Origin of the sequence: Amycolatopsis sp. YIM 10 (assembly GCF_009429145.1) — a bacterium.
Taxonomy (GTDB): domain Bacteria; phylum Actinomycetota; class Actinomycetes; order Mycobacteriales; family Pseudonocardiaceae; genus Amycolatopsis.
This window is the reverse complement of sequence record NZ_CP045480.1, coordinates 4300675-4316887: the sequence shown is the minus strand read 5'-3', so window position 1 is coordinate 4316887 and position 16213 is coordinate 4300675. Positions and strand designations below refer to the sequence as shown.

General features: G+C 70.2%; 20 protein-coding genes. 14 read left to right on the top strand and 6 right to left on the bottom strand.

Going from position 1 to position 16213, the window contains the following annotated elements; translation table 11 throughout:
* The first annotated feature begins 19 nt into the window (after positions 1-19).
* From YIM_RS20820 to YIM_RS20810, 3 genes are read left to right on the top strand one after another with little or no spacing between them, the layout of a single operon-like run.
* Complete coding sequence (locus YIM_RS20820; RefSeq protein ID WP_153031938.1) at positions 20-187, top strand: CopG family transcriptional regulator; 168 nt, start codon at positions 20-22, stop codon at positions 185-187.
* Positions 187-534 (top strand): VOC family protein, encoded by a 348-nt coding sequence (locus YIM_RS20815; RefSeq protein WP_153031937.1) that lies wholly within the window; start codon positions 187-189, stop codon positions 532-534. Before YIM_RS20820 ends, YIM_RS20815 begins: the two co-directional genes overlap by 1 nt.
* On the top strand, positions 512-1798 hold the full coding sequence (locus YIM_RS20810) for an MFS transporter (RefSeq protein WP_153031936.1): 1287 nt from the start codon (positions 512-514) through the stop codon (positions 1796-1798). Before YIM_RS20815 ends, YIM_RS20810 begins: the two co-directional genes overlap by 23 nt.
* 68 nt (positions 1799-1866) lie before the next feature.
* On the opposite strand, the gene YIM_RS20805 is transcribed toward YIM_RS20810, so the two are convergent.
* Positions 1867-2295 (bottom strand): SRPBCC family protein, encoded by a 429-nt coding sequence (locus YIM_RS20805; protein WP_153031935.1) that lies wholly within the window; start codon positions 2293-2295, stop codon positions 1867-1869.
* A gap of 85 nt (positions 2296-2380) precedes the next feature.
* Between YIM_RS20805 and YIM_RS20800 the strand changes: the two genes are divergently transcribed.
* Positions 2381-2716 (top strand): hypothetical protein, encoded by a 336-nt coding sequence (locus YIM_RS20800; protein WP_228004858.1) that lies wholly within the window; start codon positions 2381-2383, stop codon positions 2714-2716.
* On the opposite strand, the gene YIM_RS20795 is transcribed toward YIM_RS20800, so the two are convergent.
* The 3 genes from YIM_RS20795 to YIM_RS20785 are packed head-to-tail and all read right to left on the bottom strand — an operon-like array spanning position 2699 to position 4664.
* Positions 2699-3115 carry a thioesterase family protein gene (locus YIM_RS20795; RefSeq protein ID WP_153031934.1) on the bottom strand — a complete coding sequence of 139 codons (417 nt, stop codon included), beginning with the start codon at positions 3113-3115 and terminating at the stop codon, positions 2699-2701. The genes YIM_RS20800 and YIM_RS20795 overlap by 18 nt on opposite strands.
* A gap of 17 nt (positions 3116-3132) precedes the next feature.
* A complete protein-coding gene (locus YIM_RS20790) occupies positions 3133-3930 on the bottom strand; it encodes an AraC family transcriptional regulator (protein WP_153031933.1) in 798 nt (265 codons plus the stop codon).
* A gap of 2 nt (positions 3931-3932) precedes the next feature.
* On the bottom strand, positions 3933-4664 hold the full coding sequence (locus YIM_RS20785) for a carboxymuconolactone decarboxylase family protein (protein WP_228004857.1): 732 nt from the start codon (positions 4662-4664) through the stop codon (positions 3933-3935).
* A gap of 252 nt (positions 4665-4916) precedes the next feature.
* Here YIM_RS20785 and YIM_RS20780 point away from each other — a divergent pair, with 252 nt between their 5' ends.
* The gene (locus YIM_RS20780; protein WP_153037130.1) at positions 4917-5564 is read left to right on the top strand and encodes a DUF1986 domain-containing protein; all 648 of its coding nucleotides are present in this window, start codon (positions 4917-4919) and stop codon (positions 5562-5564) included.
* Between the two features lie 28 nt (positions 5565-5592).
* On the opposite strand, the gene YIM_RS20775 is transcribed toward YIM_RS20780, so the two are convergent.
* Positions 5593-5946: a cupin domain-containing protein gene (locus YIM_RS20775; RefSeq protein ID WP_153031932.1), complete on the bottom strand. Its 354-nt coding sequence runs from the start codon at positions 5944-5946 to the stop codon at positions 5593-5595.
* Positions 5947-6107: 161 nt separating this feature from the next.
* Here YIM_RS20775 and YIM_RS20770 point away from each other — a divergent pair, with 161 nt between their 5' ends.
* The 3 genes from YIM_RS20770 (at position 6108) to YIM_RS20760 (ending at position 7994) form a co-directional block, all read left to right on the top strand.
* The gene (locus tag YIM_RS20770) at positions 6108-6332 is read left to right on the top strand and encodes a hypothetical protein (protein ID WP_228004856.1); all 225 of its coding nucleotides are present in this window, start codon (positions 6108-6110) and stop codon (positions 6330-6332) included.
* A gap of 65 nt (positions 6333-6397) precedes the next feature.
* The gene (locus tag YIM_RS20765; protein WP_153031931.1) at positions 6398-7648 is read left to right on the top strand and encodes a CdaR family transcriptional regulator; all 1251 of its coding nucleotides are present in this window, start codon (positions 6398-6400) and stop codon (positions 7646-7648) included.
* A gap of 124 nt (positions 7649-7772) precedes the next feature.
* Complete coding sequence (locus YIM_RS20760) at positions 7773-7994, top strand: hypothetical protein (RefSeq protein WP_194240230.1); 222 nt, start codon at positions 7773-7775, stop codon at positions 7992-7994.
* A 2-nt stretch (positions 7995-7996) separates the two neighbouring features.
* Here YIM_RS20760 and YIM_RS20755 read toward each other — a convergent pair whose 3' ends face one another.
* Positions 7997-8800, bottom strand: coding sequence for a siderophore-interacting protein (locus tag YIM_RS20755; RefSeq protein ID WP_153031930.1), 804 nt, complete (start codon positions 8798-8800; stop codon positions 7997-7999).
* A gap of 103 nt (positions 8801-8903) precedes the next feature.
* Between YIM_RS20755 and YIM_RS20750 the strand changes: the two genes are divergently transcribed.
* The 6 genes from YIM_RS20750 (at position 8904) to YIM_RS20725 (ending at position 16204) form a co-directional block, all read left to right on the top strand.
* Entirely contained in the window at positions 8904-9518 is a 615-nt protein-coding gene (locus tag YIM_RS20750; protein ID WP_153031929.1) for a TetR/AcrR family transcriptional regulator, read from the top strand.
* Positions 9519-9782: 264 nt separating this feature from the next.
* The gene (locus tag YIM_RS20745) at positions 9783-11060 is read left to right on the top strand and encodes an ABC transporter substrate-binding protein (protein ID WP_153031928.1); all 1278 of its coding nucleotides are present in this window, start codon (positions 9783-9785) and stop codon (positions 11058-11060) included.
* Complete coding sequence (locus YIM_RS20740; protein WP_228004855.1) at positions 11027-11929, top strand: carbohydrate ABC transporter permease; 903 nt, start codon at positions 11027-11029, stop codon at positions 11927-11929. The genes YIM_RS20745 and YIM_RS20740 overlap by 34 nt, the downstream gene beginning before the upstream one ends.
* A complete protein-coding gene (locus YIM_RS20735; protein WP_153031927.1) occupies positions 11926-12753 on the top strand; it encodes a carbohydrate ABC transporter permease in 828 nt (275 codons plus the stop codon). The genes YIM_RS20740 and YIM_RS20735 overlap by 4 nt, the downstream gene beginning before the upstream one ends.
* Before the next feature lie 221 nt (positions 12754-12974).
* On the top strand, positions 12975-15188 hold the full coding sequence (locus YIM_RS20730) for a glycoside hydrolase family 2 protein (RefSeq protein WP_228004854.1): 2214 nt from the start codon (positions 12975-12977) through the stop codon (positions 15186-15188).
* A gap of 14 nt (positions 15189-15202) precedes the next feature.
* On the top strand, positions 15203-16204 hold the full coding sequence (locus YIM_RS20725; protein ID WP_255463006.1) for a LacI family DNA-binding transcriptional regulator: 1002 nt from the start codon (positions 15203-15205) through the stop codon (positions 16202-16204).
* Positions 16205-16213: the final 9 nt, after the last annotated feature.

The window sequence follows — 16213 nt, the reverse complement described above, 5'->3', positions numbered from 1 at the left end:
CATTTGCTAGCATGTGAGCATGACCAGGGTCGCCAAACGGCAATTCAGCGTGTATCTGCCGCCCGACCTCGTCCGGCGGGTGAAGCACGCGTCCGTCGAAGCCGACGAATCGCTCTCGTCGTTCGTCGAGCGCGTGCTGGAGGACTACCTGCGGCGGAGCGACCCCCGGAGTGAGGAGCCATCGTGATGCGGGTGATGCCGATCCGCTACAGCGAGGACGTGGCGGCCATGACGCGCTTCTACGAGGTGCTCGGCCTGCGGATCGGGCCGGTGTCCCGCCCCGGCGGCTGGGTCGAGCTGCCCGCCGACGGCGGCACGCTGGCCATCCACCGCGGCGCCGCCGAAGACGCGGGCGGGTGCGAACTGGCCTTCGAAGCGAGCGAACCGCTCGAAGACGTCGCGGCGCGCCTGCGCGCGGCCGGGTTCGAGCCGGGTCCGGTGATCGACGAGAACTTCGGGCACTCGCTGCGCGTCCGGGATCCGGACGGCGTCTGGGTCCAGATCAATCTCTATGACCGCGAGCTCTACACCTGAGCGAGGGCAACGGCCGCTGGTCCTCGCGGCCGGCATCGTCGCGCTCGAGTTCGCGGCGGCGATCACCGGTTTTGTGGCGTCCACGCTGCTGCCCGTGGTCGCGGACGAGCTGGATGCGCGAGGCGAACTCGGCCTCCTGATCGCGGGTTCGACGCTGGGCCTGTTCGTCGCGCTCCCGCTGGCGAGCCGGGTGCTGCGCCGGCTGGGCGCGCGCGGGACCCTGGCCGCCGGAATGCTCACCTACCTCGGTGGCCTGGCTCTGGCTGCCTCCGCCCAGGCGGCCTGGATGTTCGCGCTGGGGCAGTTCGCCGGCGGACTCGCCGGCGGCCTGCTCGCGGTGTTCGGCATCAGTTCCGCGATCCAGCATCTCGGCGAGCGGCTGCGCATCCGGGTGGTGGCCGCGTCCTCGGCGATGTGGATCCTGCCCGCGCTGGCCGGCCCGGCCGCGACGCTGGGGCTGGAGCACCTCGTTGGCTGGCGCTGGACCCTGCTGCTCCCGGTGCCGTTTGTCCTTTTCGGACGGTTGCTGGTGGTGCGGGCCGTCCGCGGTGACCGGCCCGCCGGCACCGCGCCGCGCCCGCTGGGGCGGACGTTGCTGGTCCCGCTGGGCGCGGCGGGTGTGGTGCTGAACCAGGATTGGTGGCCGCTGGCGATCCTCGGCACGGCGGTCACGGTGGCCGGGATGGTCTCGATCCTGCCCGCGGGCACCGCGCGCCTGCGGCCGGGCACGCCCGCCGCGCTCGGCGCGATGATGTTGTTCGCGGTCGGCTACTTCGGCGCGGACAGCCTCATCACCGTGTTGCTGACGAGCGGATTCCGGCTGAGCCTCGGGCAGGCGGCGATCGTGCTGAGCGCGGCGCCGCTGGGCTGGGCGGTCACGAGCCTGCTCGCCGCCCGGTTCACCTCGGCGCGGGCCAAGCGGCGCCTGCCCGCGGCCGGGCTGACCGTGACCGCGCTCGGCACGGCGGTGCTGGCGGTCGAGCTGACCAACGGCGGGTCGTTCACCGTCGCGCTCGTCGCGTGGGCCGCGGGCGGTATCGGCGTCGGGCTCGCCTATCCCGGTCTGTACATCAGGGCCACCACCGCGGGTTCCAGCGGTTTCACCGCCGCGGAGCTGGCCACCGCGGTCATCACCGCCGAATGCGTCGGGCAGCTGCTGGGCCGCGCCATCGGCGGCACCCTGAGCTCGGCGGGCGGGCTGTTCCCCTCCTATCTGCTGTTCGCGGCCGCCCTGCTGGCAGCGGCGGGCGCGAGTCGCCGGTAATTCAGGGAACGACCGAGCCTGGCGGCGGCAAACACGAGACGCCGGTGAGTCAGGAGCGGCCCGGTGGGTCAGGACCAGCCGTCCTGGTGGTCGGCGGCTTCCCGGTCGGTTTTCGCGGCGGCTCGCTGGGACAGGGTGGCCACCGCGTCCTCCAGCGCCCGCTGGATCTCCTCGCCGCCGGCACGCTCGGTGTGCAGCCGGATCGTCACCTCGCTCGTGCCCGGCTCGGTCTCGGTCACCCGCAGGTCACCGTGGTAGTCGCCCTCGCCGGGAGCGCCCCAGCTCAGCGTCCGGGTGGTCTCGTCCACCCGCAGCCACGCTTCGCCTTCGACGTGCTCGCCGCGCACCTCGGCCTCGACGTGCACCTGACCACCGCCCTCGCGGTGCGCCTCGGTCATCGCGGGCAGGAAGTCCGGCAGGTTGCCCGGCTCGGCGAGGTAGCCGAAGAGGTCCGCGGCCGGTACGTCGACCGTGCCGGTGTGGTCGTAGGTAGGCATGACCGGCGGGTACCCACCCGACACCGAGTCATGTCTCAACCCTTGCTTTCGATCGTCCCCAGGCCGCCGGACGACACCGCGTTCCGTGCTGTCGAGCAGCGCGACCCCGTACGCCGCGCTCGCGAGCTGGCTCGACCGGTTCGTCGATTTTGTGATCACCAAACAAGGTCTGGCCACCGTGCTGCAGTCCGACGATCCCTGTTACGACCCGCTGCACTACTACTTCCTGGAGCGGCTCGTGCCGGTGTGCGGCGCGCTGCTCGACGCCGCTTCGGCCGAGATCCGGTCCGATGTGGACCCTTACGAGCTGATGCGCGGGATCGGCGGGCTCTGCGCGGGCGCCGGCGGCAACCGCCGCTACAACGCGCGAAAGCTGGTCGGGATCCTCGTCGGCGGGCTGCGTTCAGGCGAGCCCCAGTAGTTCCGGCCGGGTGGCGTGCTCCCGCCAGAACCCGGCGGGATCGGGCACCAGCCGTCGTTCGGTGAGGTCGAGCAGGCCGCACACGCTGCTGACTTCGGCGACCGCCACCCCGTCCCGCCGGTGCAGCCACTGGACGACGCGGGAGGTCTTGCCCTCGCCCCATTCGTACGCCGAGGTGATCGTGACCTGGTCGTCGGCGCGCAGTTCGGCCAGATGCCGGATGGTGGTCTCCAAGTTCACCGGCCCCACTCCCCGGGCGCTCAGCACGGCCGGGCCGACACCGGCGGCCGCGGCGGTCAGCCACCGGGCGTGATCGGCGTAGACCAGGTAGGCGGGCCCTCGGACGTGACCGTTCGAGTCCAGGTCGTCGAGGCGGACGGACAGCGTGATCGGCTCCATGCGCCGACCCTGCCCGGTCAGGACCGGCGAGTCTGGTGGATTTCGGCCACGCCGTCGTGACGTGCGTACGCGGCCACCAGCCGGGCCGGTGACGAGCCCGAGAGGCGGACGCACTCGTGACCGAGGTGGGACTGATCGGCGAAGCCGAGTCCGGCGGCCACCGACGAAAGCGCCACGCGGCCCGCAGCGAGTTCGCCCAGGCTCCGCACAAAACCGGCGAACCGCAGGACGCGGTGCACCTCCTTCGGACCGCGTCCGGCCGCGGCGCCCAGCCGCCGCCGCAGGGTCCGCTCGCTCAGGCCGATCCGGTCCGCCACCCGGTCGACCCTGGCTTCCGGCGCGGTCAGCTCACGTACCACCGCGGGCACGGCGGGGTCGGGGCGGAAACCGTCACGCAACCGCCGTGCGACAAAACGTTCCAGCAGCAGGCGCTTTTCGGCCGCGGTGGCGGCCGTGTGGAGTTCGTCCGTCAGTCTCGCGCTCGACGGCACAAGATCGGCCAGGTCACCGGCCGCCACACCGCCCAGCACCCCACCCGTGGCCCCGCAGTGCAACCGGAGGCCGACCGAAATCCCGTGTGCGGCCAGGGGAACCCGCACCGGCGCGAAGCCGGTGGTCACGAACAGGCGTTCCCCGTTCCAGGTCAGGTCGGCGCACCCGTCCGGCAGCACGCGGATGACGCGCGACCAGCCCGGCACGCCCTCCCAGGTGCACCGGACCACCCCGGCCAGCTCGGTGGACGGCGCGAACTCCCGGTAGACGGACACGCGCTGTTCGCCGGGTGCGACCGCGGCGGCCCGCAGGGGCACGCCCACGACTACGGCTCCACCCGGAACACACGCAGTCGCAGTGCCAGCGTCGCGTAGTAGCCGACCAGGGTGGTCAGCTCGACGACCGTCCGTTCACCGAGGACCGCGACCGCGGCGGCGTAGGTCTCGTCGTCGGCATCGCCGTCGCGGAGCAGTGCGGTGACGAACCGCAGCGCGGCCAGTTCGGTGTCGTCGAGGCCATCTGGGACGGTCCCGGCGCGGACCGCCGCCAGTTGTTCCTCGGTCAGTCCGGCCGACAAGGCGACGGGCTCGTGGGCGTGGCGCTCGAACGCGGAGTCCCAGTGCGCCGCGACGGCCAGAATGGACAGTTCCCGGGTGCGTGCGCTCAGTGGTTGCGATCGGAAGTCCGTCGGGGGTATTCGGTGGATCCAGGTTTCCGCTGGGCGCGCGGCCGGGAGACCCGCGTACCGGAGCCGTACTCGGGTCTTCCGGCCGTGCGTCCAGCGGGAAGCTGGGCCGCCGAGACCTCTGGCAGACTTCCGATCGTGACCACTTAGCGAGGTCTCGTACCTGATGGCCGCGCCCAGTCGTTGCAGCGCCGAACCGGCCGCCGGGGCGGCGAGCATGGCGTTGAACGGTCCGGCCAGACGGCCGGCGTCGTCGGTCAGCGCGACCGGACCGCCCGCGCGCGGGCCGCCGGTGATGGCGTCGTACAGCGCGCGCTGGTCCTCGTCGAGGTCGTCGGGCCGGAGGTGGGGCAGCCGGGTCATCACCACCATCCCAGCCTACTGAGTAATAGACCGCCAGGCGGTGCGTGCATTCAGTACGTAGCGAAACCCCCTTCCTCGGTAGGAATCCGCGCCGCCACCCGACCTTCGTCGGTACCTGGCGCGGCGCCCGGCTGCCTACTTTTCCGGCGCACCGCCGGAATCCCGGCGGCTCCCCGGTACCCCGAAAGGAACTCGACCGTGAGCCGAGTCCGCACCCTTCGCGCCTTGGGCGCCACCTGCGCCGCCACCGCCACCCTCGCCATGACCCTGCTCGCCGGGACCGCCTCGGCGGGCGGCGCGCAGCCGGACATCGTCGGCGGTGGCACCGCACCCTCGGTGCCGTGGGGCGCGCAGGTCTACGTCAACGGCAACTTCAACTGCTCGGGCACGATCATCGCCCCGCAGTGGGTGCTCACCGCCGAGCACTGCCTCGGCAGCGCGATGAGCGTGCGCGTGGGCAGCAACAACCTCGGCGCCGGTACGCAGATCAGCGTCGACCAGCAGCGAGTCTCGCCGGTCGGTGACGTCGCGCTGCTGCACCTGTCGCGCTCGTTCAGCACCACCTACATCACCCTCGGCAACGCGGACCCGGCCGTCGGCTCCACCAACCAGATCTACGGCTGGGGCCGCACCACCCCGACCGGCCCGGCCTCGTCCGTGCTCAAGACCGCCAACGTGCAGGTGACCGGGCGTTCGACGGACGCGTACGGCGGCCCGGCGATCCAGAGTCGCGGCATCAACGGCGCCGCGTGGAAGGGCGACTCCGGCGGCCCCCAGATCTCCGGCGGCCGTCAGGTCGGGGTCGCCTCGACCGTGCAGAACCAGGGCGGCAGCAACCCGACCGGCACGAACAACTACGCCAGCGTGGCCAGCAGCCGGTCCTGGATCAGCCAGACCGCGGGCGTCTGAGCCCGCTTCCGGCCCCCCTGTCCCGCGCTCAGGGCAGGGGGTCGGTGCTGTCCAGCCACTCGGTGACCATCTCGCCGGCGGCGTGGATGCAGACCAGTTCGAGGCGCTCGGTGCCGTTGTTGCGGAAGGTGTGCGGGGTGTTCGCGCCGACCACGACGACGTCACCGGGCCCGGCCTCGGTCTCGTCGCCCTCGGCGTAGAACGTGCCCCGCCCGGACCGCACGATCCAGGTTTCCGGATACGGGTGCCGGTGCGGGCGCGGTCCCTGGCCAGGTTCGGCGTCGACCAGGAAGAAGGAGATGTCGGCGCCGTAGGGCTCACCGATGAACTGGGCGTTGCGCGGTCCCTGCGGCGGGTGGACTTCCCGGATCACGTGGTGCACGGCTGCTCTCCTGCCTGTCTGTGTCGGTTACCGGTACGTCGAACGAGCATGGCCCGCATCGACCGGACGGTGACCTCCGTTCGTGCTGCCTTCCCGGCGAAAAGGGGTTGAAGCGAGCGCCGCGGGGTACTTCGATCGAGGGATGTCGAGGTGCGGGAGTCGTGGTGGTGAGTAGCCGGGAGTCGAAACGCGGGTTGCTCGCGAAGTGGCGCCGGAACGGCACTTCGCTCGCCACGGTGTGGACGCTGGTCTCACTGGGCGTGGCGCTGATGTTGTGGATATCGGGGTTCCGCGCCTGGCCGGTCTACCTGCTGGTCGCGCCCAGCACGGTGGTTTCGGTACTCCTGTGGATCGGGGTGGCCCGCCGCCGGGGCCGCCCGTCGTAGGTTCGCCACTGGCAAAAACGGCAGGTTACAGCGGGATTCCGACTGTCACGCCCTAGAGTGATCACGTGCAGGAATCCCATTCGGACCGGCTCGCCAGTGTCGCCGGCGCGTTGAACGACCGGGCCTCGGAAGTGACCGCCGAACTGGTGAGCCTGTACGAACGCGAACTCCCCCACCTGGTCCACGACGACGAGGGCATGGTCAGCCTGCTCTCGGCCAGCGTCTACCAGAACATCGACACCGCGCTGCGCATCTTCCAGCACGGCATCGATCCCACGCGGGTCGAGGCTCCGGCCGCCGCGATCGAGTACGCGCGCCGGCTCGCGCAGCGCGGCACCTCGGTGATCGACCTGATCCGGGCCTACTACCTCGGCCAGATGGCGGTGCTGGACCTGGCGATCGAGGAGGGCACCCGGCAGATCCACGACGCCGCGGAACTCGGCGCGCTGACCCGCCAGGCGCTGTCCGGCGCGTTGATCTTCATCGACCGGGTCACCCAGCAGGTGGTGGCCGCCTACGAGGAAGAACGCGACACCTGGCTGCTCAACCGCAGCGCCGTGCGCGCGGCGCGGGTCCGCTCGCTGCTCGACGGCGCGGTGGTGGACATCGACGCCACGGAGACCGCGCTCGCCTACCGGGTGCGCGGCAACCACGTCGGGCTGGTCGCCTGGTACGCCGAGACCGCGCGGCCGGTGGACGCGCTGGCGGGGCTGGAAGCGCTGGCTGGTCGGTTCACCGCGAAACGGCCCGGTGCCCCGCGGCCGCTCTTCGTGCCCCACGACGAGTTGTGCGCGTGGGTCTGGCTGCCCGTCGACGAAGTCACCGGGCCGACCGACGAGGAGATCGAGACCGCGCTCGAGGCGGACGCGCAGGTGCGGGTCGCCGTCGGCGAGCCGGGCAGCGGGGTCGAGGGCTTCCGGCGGACCCACCGGCAGGCGGCGCGGGTGCACGCGCTGGCCGTCGCGGCCGGTGACGACTGCGACCGCGCGATGACCTTCCGCGACGTCGGCGCGATGGCGCTGATGGCATCGGACCTCACCGCCACCCGCATGTGGGTCGAGGAAACCCTCGGTGAGCTGGCGCTCGACGACGAGCAGCACGAACGGCTGCGCGAGACCCTGCGCGTGTTCCTCACCGTCGGCAGCAGCTACACCGCCGCGGCGGATCGGCTGCTCATGCACAAGAACTCCGTGCAGTACCGGGTGCGCCGGGCGCAGGAGCTGCTCGGCAAGCCGGTCGCGGACAACCGCCTCGACGTGGAGCTGGCGCTGAACCTCTGCCACCGGCTGGGCGGCGCCGTGGTCGTCCGCCGTTAGGGGTTTTCGGGTCGGCGGACCAGTACGGCCGGAATTCCTTGGTCCGTTGGCACGAAGCCAACTACGCCGGGCGGGCCCTAACGTTGCTGTCATGGATGGCGTGGCACGGGAGCCTGGTCCCCCGATGATGATCGTTCGCCTGCGGCGGGGCATCGTCGGTGAGACCAGACGCGTGTGCCACCTGGTGCCCGCCACCTCGCCGGGCGTCCCGGCCGAGCTGAGCGCCCTGTGCGGTGAGGTGATCCAGTCGGGGCAGGCGGATCTGCTGCCCGGCCTGCGCGGCATGCCGTGCGACCGGTGCCTGGCCCAGTCCGCCCGTGCCCTGCGCCTGGAGCGCGCCTCCTGAACTCAGCCCGGGCTCGACCGGCCCAGCCGCCAGTACCCGTAGAAGGCGATGTCCTGCTTCGGCAGTCCGCGTTCGTTCACCAGATGGCGCCGCAGCCCGGTGGGCAGCTTCGCCTCTCCGGCCAGCCAGGCGTAGCACCGGCCCGGTGGTAGCGCCGCCTTCGTGACGGTCTCCAGCGCCCGGCTGCCCGGCCTGGCCGAGCTGTCGTCGCGGGGCAGCCAGTGCACCCTGGCGCCTTCCGGTTTGACCACTTCGTCGCGGATGTCCGCGGTTTCGGGAACTTCCAGGAACACTTCGGCGATCAGCGACTCCGGCGCGTTCTCGAGGATCGCCAGTATCGCGGGCAGCGCGCTTTCGTCACCGACCAGCAGTTGCCAGTCGACGCCGGCCGGTGGCAGGTACGAAACGCCCATGTCGAAGATGCCAGCCGGATCACCCGGCCGGGCGCGCGTCGCCCATGACGAAGCCGGGGAACCGGCGTGCAGGGCGAATTCGATGTCCACCTCCCCCTGCTCGGGCCGGGCTCGCCGGATGGTGAAGTTCCGGACCCACGGCCGCCGGGATTTGGGCAGCAGCAGGACTTCGGCCATCCACGCCTCGTTGTTGAACGTCGGCATGCGCAGCCCGTCCTGCCCGTCGCGGGGGAAGAACAGGCGCACGGTCTGGTCGTCGCCGGTGGGCCGGAAGTGCTCCAGTCCGGGCCCGCCGAGGGTGACGGTGGTGAAGTTGGCGGTTGTCCTGGTGCGTCCCAGCACCTCCAGCGTGATCATCCTGCGGGTGTCGGGCAGTCGTACCTTCGGCAGCATCCAAGCTCCGGTTCAGTGAGGGTTTACGCAGGTCGTGCCATAATTATGAGCAATCATTCAGGTTGCCGGAAACTCGCTTTTCCCGGCCATGGAGGAGGTATCCGTGACGTCCGAGCGGCAGCGGCTCCACCCGCGCAAACAGCCCCGGCAGGTCCGCGCCGAGCTGACCCGGCAGCGCATCCTGATCGCGGCTGCTCACGTTTTCGGCGAGCACGGGTACGCCGCGGGCACCACCAACCGCATCGCCGAACGGGCCAGGGTCTCGATCGGCTCGCTGTACCAGTACTACCCGAACAAGGACGCGATCCTGCTCGAGCTGGTGACCCGGCACCTCGACGCCGGGAGGGAAGCCGTCGAGCGCCACCAGCGCGGTGAGCTGCCCGGCTCGATCGAAGAGATCTTCCGGCTGTTCGTGCGGACCGTGATCGACAACCACCTCGACGACCCGCAGCTGCTGCGGGTGATGCTCGAACAGGCACCGCGCTCGGCCGAGCTGCTGGAGAAGATCGGCGCGTACGAACGGGAGCGGGTGGCGTTCGTGCACGACCTGCTCGACCGGCACCCCGAGGTCAGGGTGGCCGACAAGGAGACCGCCGCGCGGCTGGTGGTGTCCACCGTCGAACTCGTCGTGCACCAGCTCATCGCCGCGCCCTCGTCCATCGACACCACGCGGCTGGAGAACGAACTGGTGGCCATGTTCACCCGCTACCTCACTTAAAAAGTTCAGTGGGAACTTGAGCGGTTAAGTCCTCTCGGCAGAACCTGCCGGACCACTTTCCCGGCGCCTGCCCCCCTGCCCGTATCGCCCTGCTTTCCCAGCTCACAAGGGTTTCTGGAAGTCTTCACAAAAAGATCAAGGCAGGTGTGCTCATCCTTCCGGTCTTGCGGTGAGAAGTGCACCGCAGATGATTGCTTGACCGCTTAACTTCGCCGCGCGTAGCGTTTTCGCCACTCATCACCAGCTCGCCGAGGAGCGAAAACGATGAAGCTGAGAAGAAGGACCCTGGTTCTCGCCACCGCCGGCCTCATCGCACTGACCGGCTGCTCGGCGTCCGGTGACGCGGGCGCGGACGGCCGGATCGACGGCGAGATCACCGTGCTCACCCAGCGCACGGATCTGGTGGACACCGTGTTCGAGCAGTACAAGCGGGAGTTCGCCAAGGTCCACCCCGAGGTGAAGGTGACCTTCCAGGGGATCACCGACTACGAGGGCGAAGTCAAGATCCGCATGAGCAGCCGGGACTACGGGGACGTGCTGCTGATCCCGGAGTCGATCACGCCCGAGCAGCTGCCCGCCTACTTCGAACCCCTCGGCGACGCCGCCGAACTGCAGAAGAAGTACCGGTTCATCCCGGAACAGACCTACGAGGGCAAGGCCTACGGGCTCGCCATCACCGGCAACGCGTTCGGTTTTGTCTACAACAAGAAGATCTGGCAGCAGGCCGGGATCACCGCGCCACCGAGAACGCCCGCCCAGTTCCTCGACGCGTTGCGCGCCATCAAGGACAGGACCGGCGCCACTCCGCTGTACACCAACTACCGCAACGGGTGGCCGCTCGCGCAGTGGGAGGACCTGCGTGCCTCGGTGGCCGGGCAGCCGGACGTGATCACCACGATGGCCGCCACCGACGCGCCGTGGACCCCCGGCACTCCCCAGGAAATCATCGACACCCTGCTTTTCGACGCCGTGGCGGGAAAGCTGACCGAGGAGGATCCGGCCACAACGGACTGGGAGACCTCCAAGAAGGCGATCGGCGAGGGCAAGATCGCCACGATGATGCTCGGTTCGTGGGCGCTGACCCAGGTGCGCGAACTCGCCGCCACGCCGGAGGATCTCGGCTACCTGCCCTTCCCCAGCCAGGCCGGTGGCCGGTTCCACTCGGCGATCGCCGGTGACTACAAGAACGCGGTCAGCGTGCACTCCGAGAACAAGGACGCGGCCAGGGCGTGGGTGGACTGGTTCGCCGACCAGTCCGGGTACGCCGCCGGCCAGGGCGGGTTCACGCCACAGCTGGGCGGCCCGGAACCGGCGATCCTCAGCGAGTTCACCAGCCTTGGCGTGACCTACTTCGAACTGGACCGCAGCCAGGACGCGGTGGTCAAGAAGATCGACAAGACCGCCGAGATCGGGCTCTACCAGCCTGCCTACCGCCAGACCCTGATCGACGCGGCACGCGGCGCGAACGGCAAGTCCAAACAGGACGTCTTCGCCGACCTGAACCGGCGGTGGGCCGAAGCCAAGGCGCAGGTGACCTCCTGAACGGCACCCGGAAGCGGCGCGGCCGGGCCACCCCGTGGCTGTTCCTGCTCGCGCCGCTGGTGCTGCTGGCGTTGTTCACCTACGTGCCCGTGGTGAGCATGTTCTTCTACAGCGTCACCGACTGGGACGGGCTGAGCCCGCGGCCGGAGTTCGTCGGCGCGGGCAACTACGAACAGCTCGCCGGGCGTGGTGAGCTGTTCGAGGTGCTGCTGGTCAGCCTGTACTACTTCGGCGCGGCCTTCGTGCAACTCGTGCTCGCGCTGTACTTCGCCACCGTGCTCAGCTTCCGGATCCGGTTCGCGAACCTGTTCAAGGGCGTCATCTTCTTCCCCTACCTGATCAACGGCGTGGCGATCGGTTTTGTCTTCCTCTACTTCTTCCGTCCGGAAGGGACACTGGACTCCCTGCTGTCGCTGGTGGGACTGGACGGTCATCCCTGGCTCGGCGACCCGGACACGGTGAACTACTCCCTCGCCGGGGTTTCGGTGTGGCGCTACCTGGGCCTGAACTTCGTGTTGTTCCTCGGCGCCATCCAGTCGATCCCGCCGAGCCTGTTCGAGGCCGCGGAACTGGACGGGGCGAACCGGTGGCAGCGGTTCCGGCACATCATCCTGCCCAGCATCCGCAACATCGTCGGGCTGACCGCGATACTGGCCATCGCGGGCTCGCTGTCGGTGTTCGAGATCCCGTACATCATGACCGGCGGCGCCAACGGCAGCAAAACCTTCGTCATCCAGACCATCGACCTGGCCTTCAAGTTCGGCAAGGTGGGCCTTGCCTCGGCGATGGCCGTGGTGCTGCTGGTGCTGATCCTGCTGATCACCTGGGTGCAGCGCAGGCTGGTGCCGGAGAACGAGGTCCGCGCATGAGGCGGCGCGACGGCGGGCGGGTGCTGTCCTATTCCTCGCTGGTGCTGGTCAGCCTGGTGATGCTGGTGCCGCTGGTGGTGATCTTCCTCGGCTCGCTCAAGCAGGACGCGGAGTTCCGCTCCAGCGGCCCGTTCACCCCGCCGGAGAACTGGCTCAACCTGAGCAACTACGCCACCGCGCTGGTCGACGGCGGCATGGTTGGCGCCTTCGCCAACACGGTGCTGATCCTGGTGGTCTCGGTCGCGGGCACGGTGCTGATCGGCTCGATGGCCGCCTACGCGATCGACCGCTTCCGCTTCCGGTTCCGCAAGGCCGTGCTGTCCGCGTTCCTCGTGGCGACGCTGGTGCCGAGCGTGACCACGCAGGTGGCGACCTTCCAGGTGGTCAACCGGCTGGGCCTGTTCGACACCCGCGCCGCCGCGATCGCCCTGTTCATGGGCACCGACATCGTCTCGATCTACATCTTCCTCCAGTTCATCCGCTCGATCCCGCGTGACCTGGACGAGGCGGCCGCGCTCGACGGCGCGTCCCGGCTCGGCGTCTACTGGCGGATCATCCTGCCGCTGCTCAAGCCCGCGATCGCCACCGTGGTGATCATCAAGGGCATCGCCATCTACAACGAGTTCTACATTCCCTTCCTGTACATGCCTTCGCGGGATCTCGGCGTCATCTCCACCTCGCTGTTCCGGTTCAAGGGGCCGTTCAGCGCGCAGTGGGAGGTCATCTCGGCGGGCGTGATCATCGTCGTGCTGCCGACCCTGGTGGTGTTCCTGCTGCTCCAGCGGTGGATCTACCGGGGTTTCGCGGCCGGGGCGACCAAGTGACCTACGACAGAACGGAGACGCCGATGGACGGCTGGCGCGTGCGGTCGGCGAAGGTGGGCCCGATCCCCGCACGGGTGCCCGGCACGGTGCACACCGACCTGCTGGCCGCCGGGCTGATCCCGGATCCGCTGATCGGCGACCGGGAAGCGGAACTCGCCTGGATCGGCGAGACGGATTGGCACTATACCCGCGAATTCACCGTCGACGAGACCGACGAGCGGATGGACCTGGTGTGCGAAGGAGTCGACACCGTCGCCGAACTGTCGCTCAACGGAGTTTCCATCGGCACGGCGGAGAACATGCACCGCACCCATCGGTTCGACCTGCGCCACGCGCTGCGTGAAGGCGTCAACGAGCTGGCGGTGACCTTCCACCCGGCTTTGGCCTACGCCCAGCGGTTGCGGGAGGAACTGGGTGACCGTCCCGGCGCATACCCGATGCCGTACCAGTTCATCCGCAAGGCCGCCTGCAACTTCGGCTGGGACTGGGGGCCGTCGTTCACCACCTGCGGAATCTGGCGTCCGATCCACCTCCACCGATGGCACACCGCGCGCCTGGCCGAGGTCCGCCCGGAGATCACCGTCGACCCCAGTGGCACCGGCCAGGTGAAGCTGCACGTCGGCGTCGAACGCACCGGAGACCGCGATCTTGTTGCCACCGCGCGGATCGGGGACGCGCGCCAAGCGGTCACCATCCCTTCAGGACAGTCCGAAGTGGTCGTCGAACTGGCCGTCGAGCAGGCCGAACTGTGGTGGCCACGCGGGCACGGCGAACAACCGCGGTACGACCTGCGCCTCGAACTGCTGGCGGGCGACGAAGTCCTGGACGCCTGGGACAAGCGCGTCGGCTTCCGGACCATCGAACTCGACACCACCCCGGACGAGCACGGCACCCCGTTCACCTTTCGTGTCAACGGCAAACCGATCCTCGTGCGTGGCGTGAACTGGATTCCGGACGACGTGTTCTTCCCCCGGATCACCCCCGGACGCTACTCGGACCGGCTCGACCAGGCGTGCGCGGCCGGGGTCAACCTCGTTCGCGTGTGGGGCGGCGGAATCTACGAGAGCGAAAGCTTCTACGACGCCGCCGACGAGCGCGGACTGCTGGTGTGGCAGGACTTCCTCTTCGCGTGTGCCGCCTATCCCGAGGAGGAACCGCTCGGCGGTGAGGTGCGCGCGGAGGCGGAGGAAGCCGTCCGGCGACTGGCCTGGCACCCGAGTCTGGTGCTGTGGAACGGGAACAACGAGAACATCTGGGGGCATCGGGACTGGGGCTGGCAAGACGGCCTCGGCGACCGCACCTGGGGAGCCGGGTACTACTTCGGCACGCTCCCTGAGGTGGTCGCCCGGCTCGACCCGACGCGCCCGTACTGGCCGGGCAGCCCGTACTCCGGCGATCCGCGGCGCCATCCGAACGATCCCGACCACGGGCCCATCCACATCTGGGACGTCTGGAACGAACGTGACTACGGCGACTACCGTGCCTACCGGCCGCGGTTCGTGGCGGAATTCGGTTACCAGGGCCCGCCCGCGCACCGCACCGCGGTCGACGGCTTCGGCGCTCTGGCCCCGGACTCCCCCGCCGTGCGCGCGCACCAGAAGGCGATCGACGGCGGGGACAAGCTCGCCCGCGGCCTGGCCGAGCACTTCGGCGCGATCACCGAAGATGACGACTGGCACTACCTCGCCCAGCTCAACCAGGCCCGCGCGCTCCGGCTCGGCGTGGAGCACTTCCGCTCGCTGTGGCCGCGGTGCACCGGCACGGTGGTGTGGCAGCTCAACGACTGCTGGCCGTCGATGAGCTGGTCGGCGATCGACAGCGCGGGCCGTCGCAAGCTCCTGTGGTATGCGCTGCGGGAGGCCCATCGCGACCGGCTGCTGACCGTCCAGCCGCACGAAGGCGGCTTGGCCGTCGCCGTGCTCAACGACACGGACGCGGCATGGAACGGGCACGTCCAGGTCGAGCGGATGACCTTCAGCGGTGAGGTCCTGGCCCGGTCGAATTCGGCGTTCGACGTCGCGGCGCGCTCGGTTGGCATCACTCCCCTGCCCGCCGCGGTCGCCCGCCCGGACGACCCCGCGCGGGAGCTGGTGGTGGTGACCGCCGGGGACACGCGGGCGCTGTGGTTCTTCGGCAAGGACCGCGAGCTGGCCTACCCCGAACCCGATTTCACGGCCTCGGCACGAGCGGACGCGGACGGCACGGTGGTCACCGTGCGCGCCCGCTCGCTGCTGCGCGACCTGTGCCTGTTCGCCGACCGCGTGGACCCGGATGCCTTGGCGGACAACGCTTTGCTCACCCTGCTGCCCGGTGAGTCAGCAGTCTTCCGGATCCGCCACGGTGCCGGTCCCGAGTCCGCCGCGTTCACCACGCGGCCCGTGCTCCGATGCGTCAACGACGTTCTCGCGAGCAGAAGCCAGCCGGCCCGTTCGTGATGCGGCGGCCGACGATGGCGGACATCGCCCGCGAGGCGGGGGTGTCCAAGGGCGCGGTGTCCTACGCGCTCAACGGCCGCACCGGCGTCTCGGAGTCGACGCGGCGCCGGATCGTGCGCATCGCCGACGAACTCGGCTGGCGGCCATACGGCATCACCCGCGCGGGACAGCTCACGCGCGCGGACGCGGTCGGGCTGGTGCTGGCCCGCCCGGCGCGGTTCCTCGCGCTCGAACCGTTCCTGATGAAGCTGGTGTCCGGAGTGGAGTCCGAACTGGCCCGGCGCAAGGTGGCGCTGCGGTTGCAGGTCGTCCGGGACCACCGCGAGGAGATCGGCACCTACCGCCACTGGTGGACACGGACGCACGTGGACGGGGTGCTCGTGCTCGACCTGACCGCGGCCGACGAGCGGGTGACCGAGCTGGCCCGCTGCGGGCTGCCCGCGCTGGTGCTCGGCGGTCCGGAAGGACTCGGCCCGCTGCCGGGGCTGTGGAGCGACGACGCGACCACCATGCGCACCGTGGTCGACCACCTGGTCACCCTCGGGCACCGGCGGATCGCCAGGATCGCCGGGCCCGCGCGGCTGCGGCACACCGCCACCCGCACCGCGGCGATGACCCACGCCCTGCAGTGGCACCGCCTGCCACCCGGCGCGGTGATCAACACCGACTACGGCGGGGACGAGGGGGCCGCGGCCGCCCGCCGGCTGCTGGACCGGCGTCCGCGGCCGACGGCCATCATCTGCGACAGCGACGTGCTGGCCGTCGTCGCGCTCGGGGTGGCCACGCGCGCCGGGCTGGACGTGCCCGGCGGCCTGTCGCTGGTCGCCTGGGACGACTCCGCGTTGTGCGAGCTGGCACGGCCCGCGCTCACCGCCGTCTCACGGGATGTCGCCGCCTACGGGGCCCAAGCCGCGCGCCTGCTGCTCCAGCACATCGGCGGGCAGCCGGTGAGCACGCGGCCCGAGAACCTGCCGAGCCTGGTGGTGCGCCAGAGCACCGCCCGGCCCGGCGCTTGAGGAGCGCGC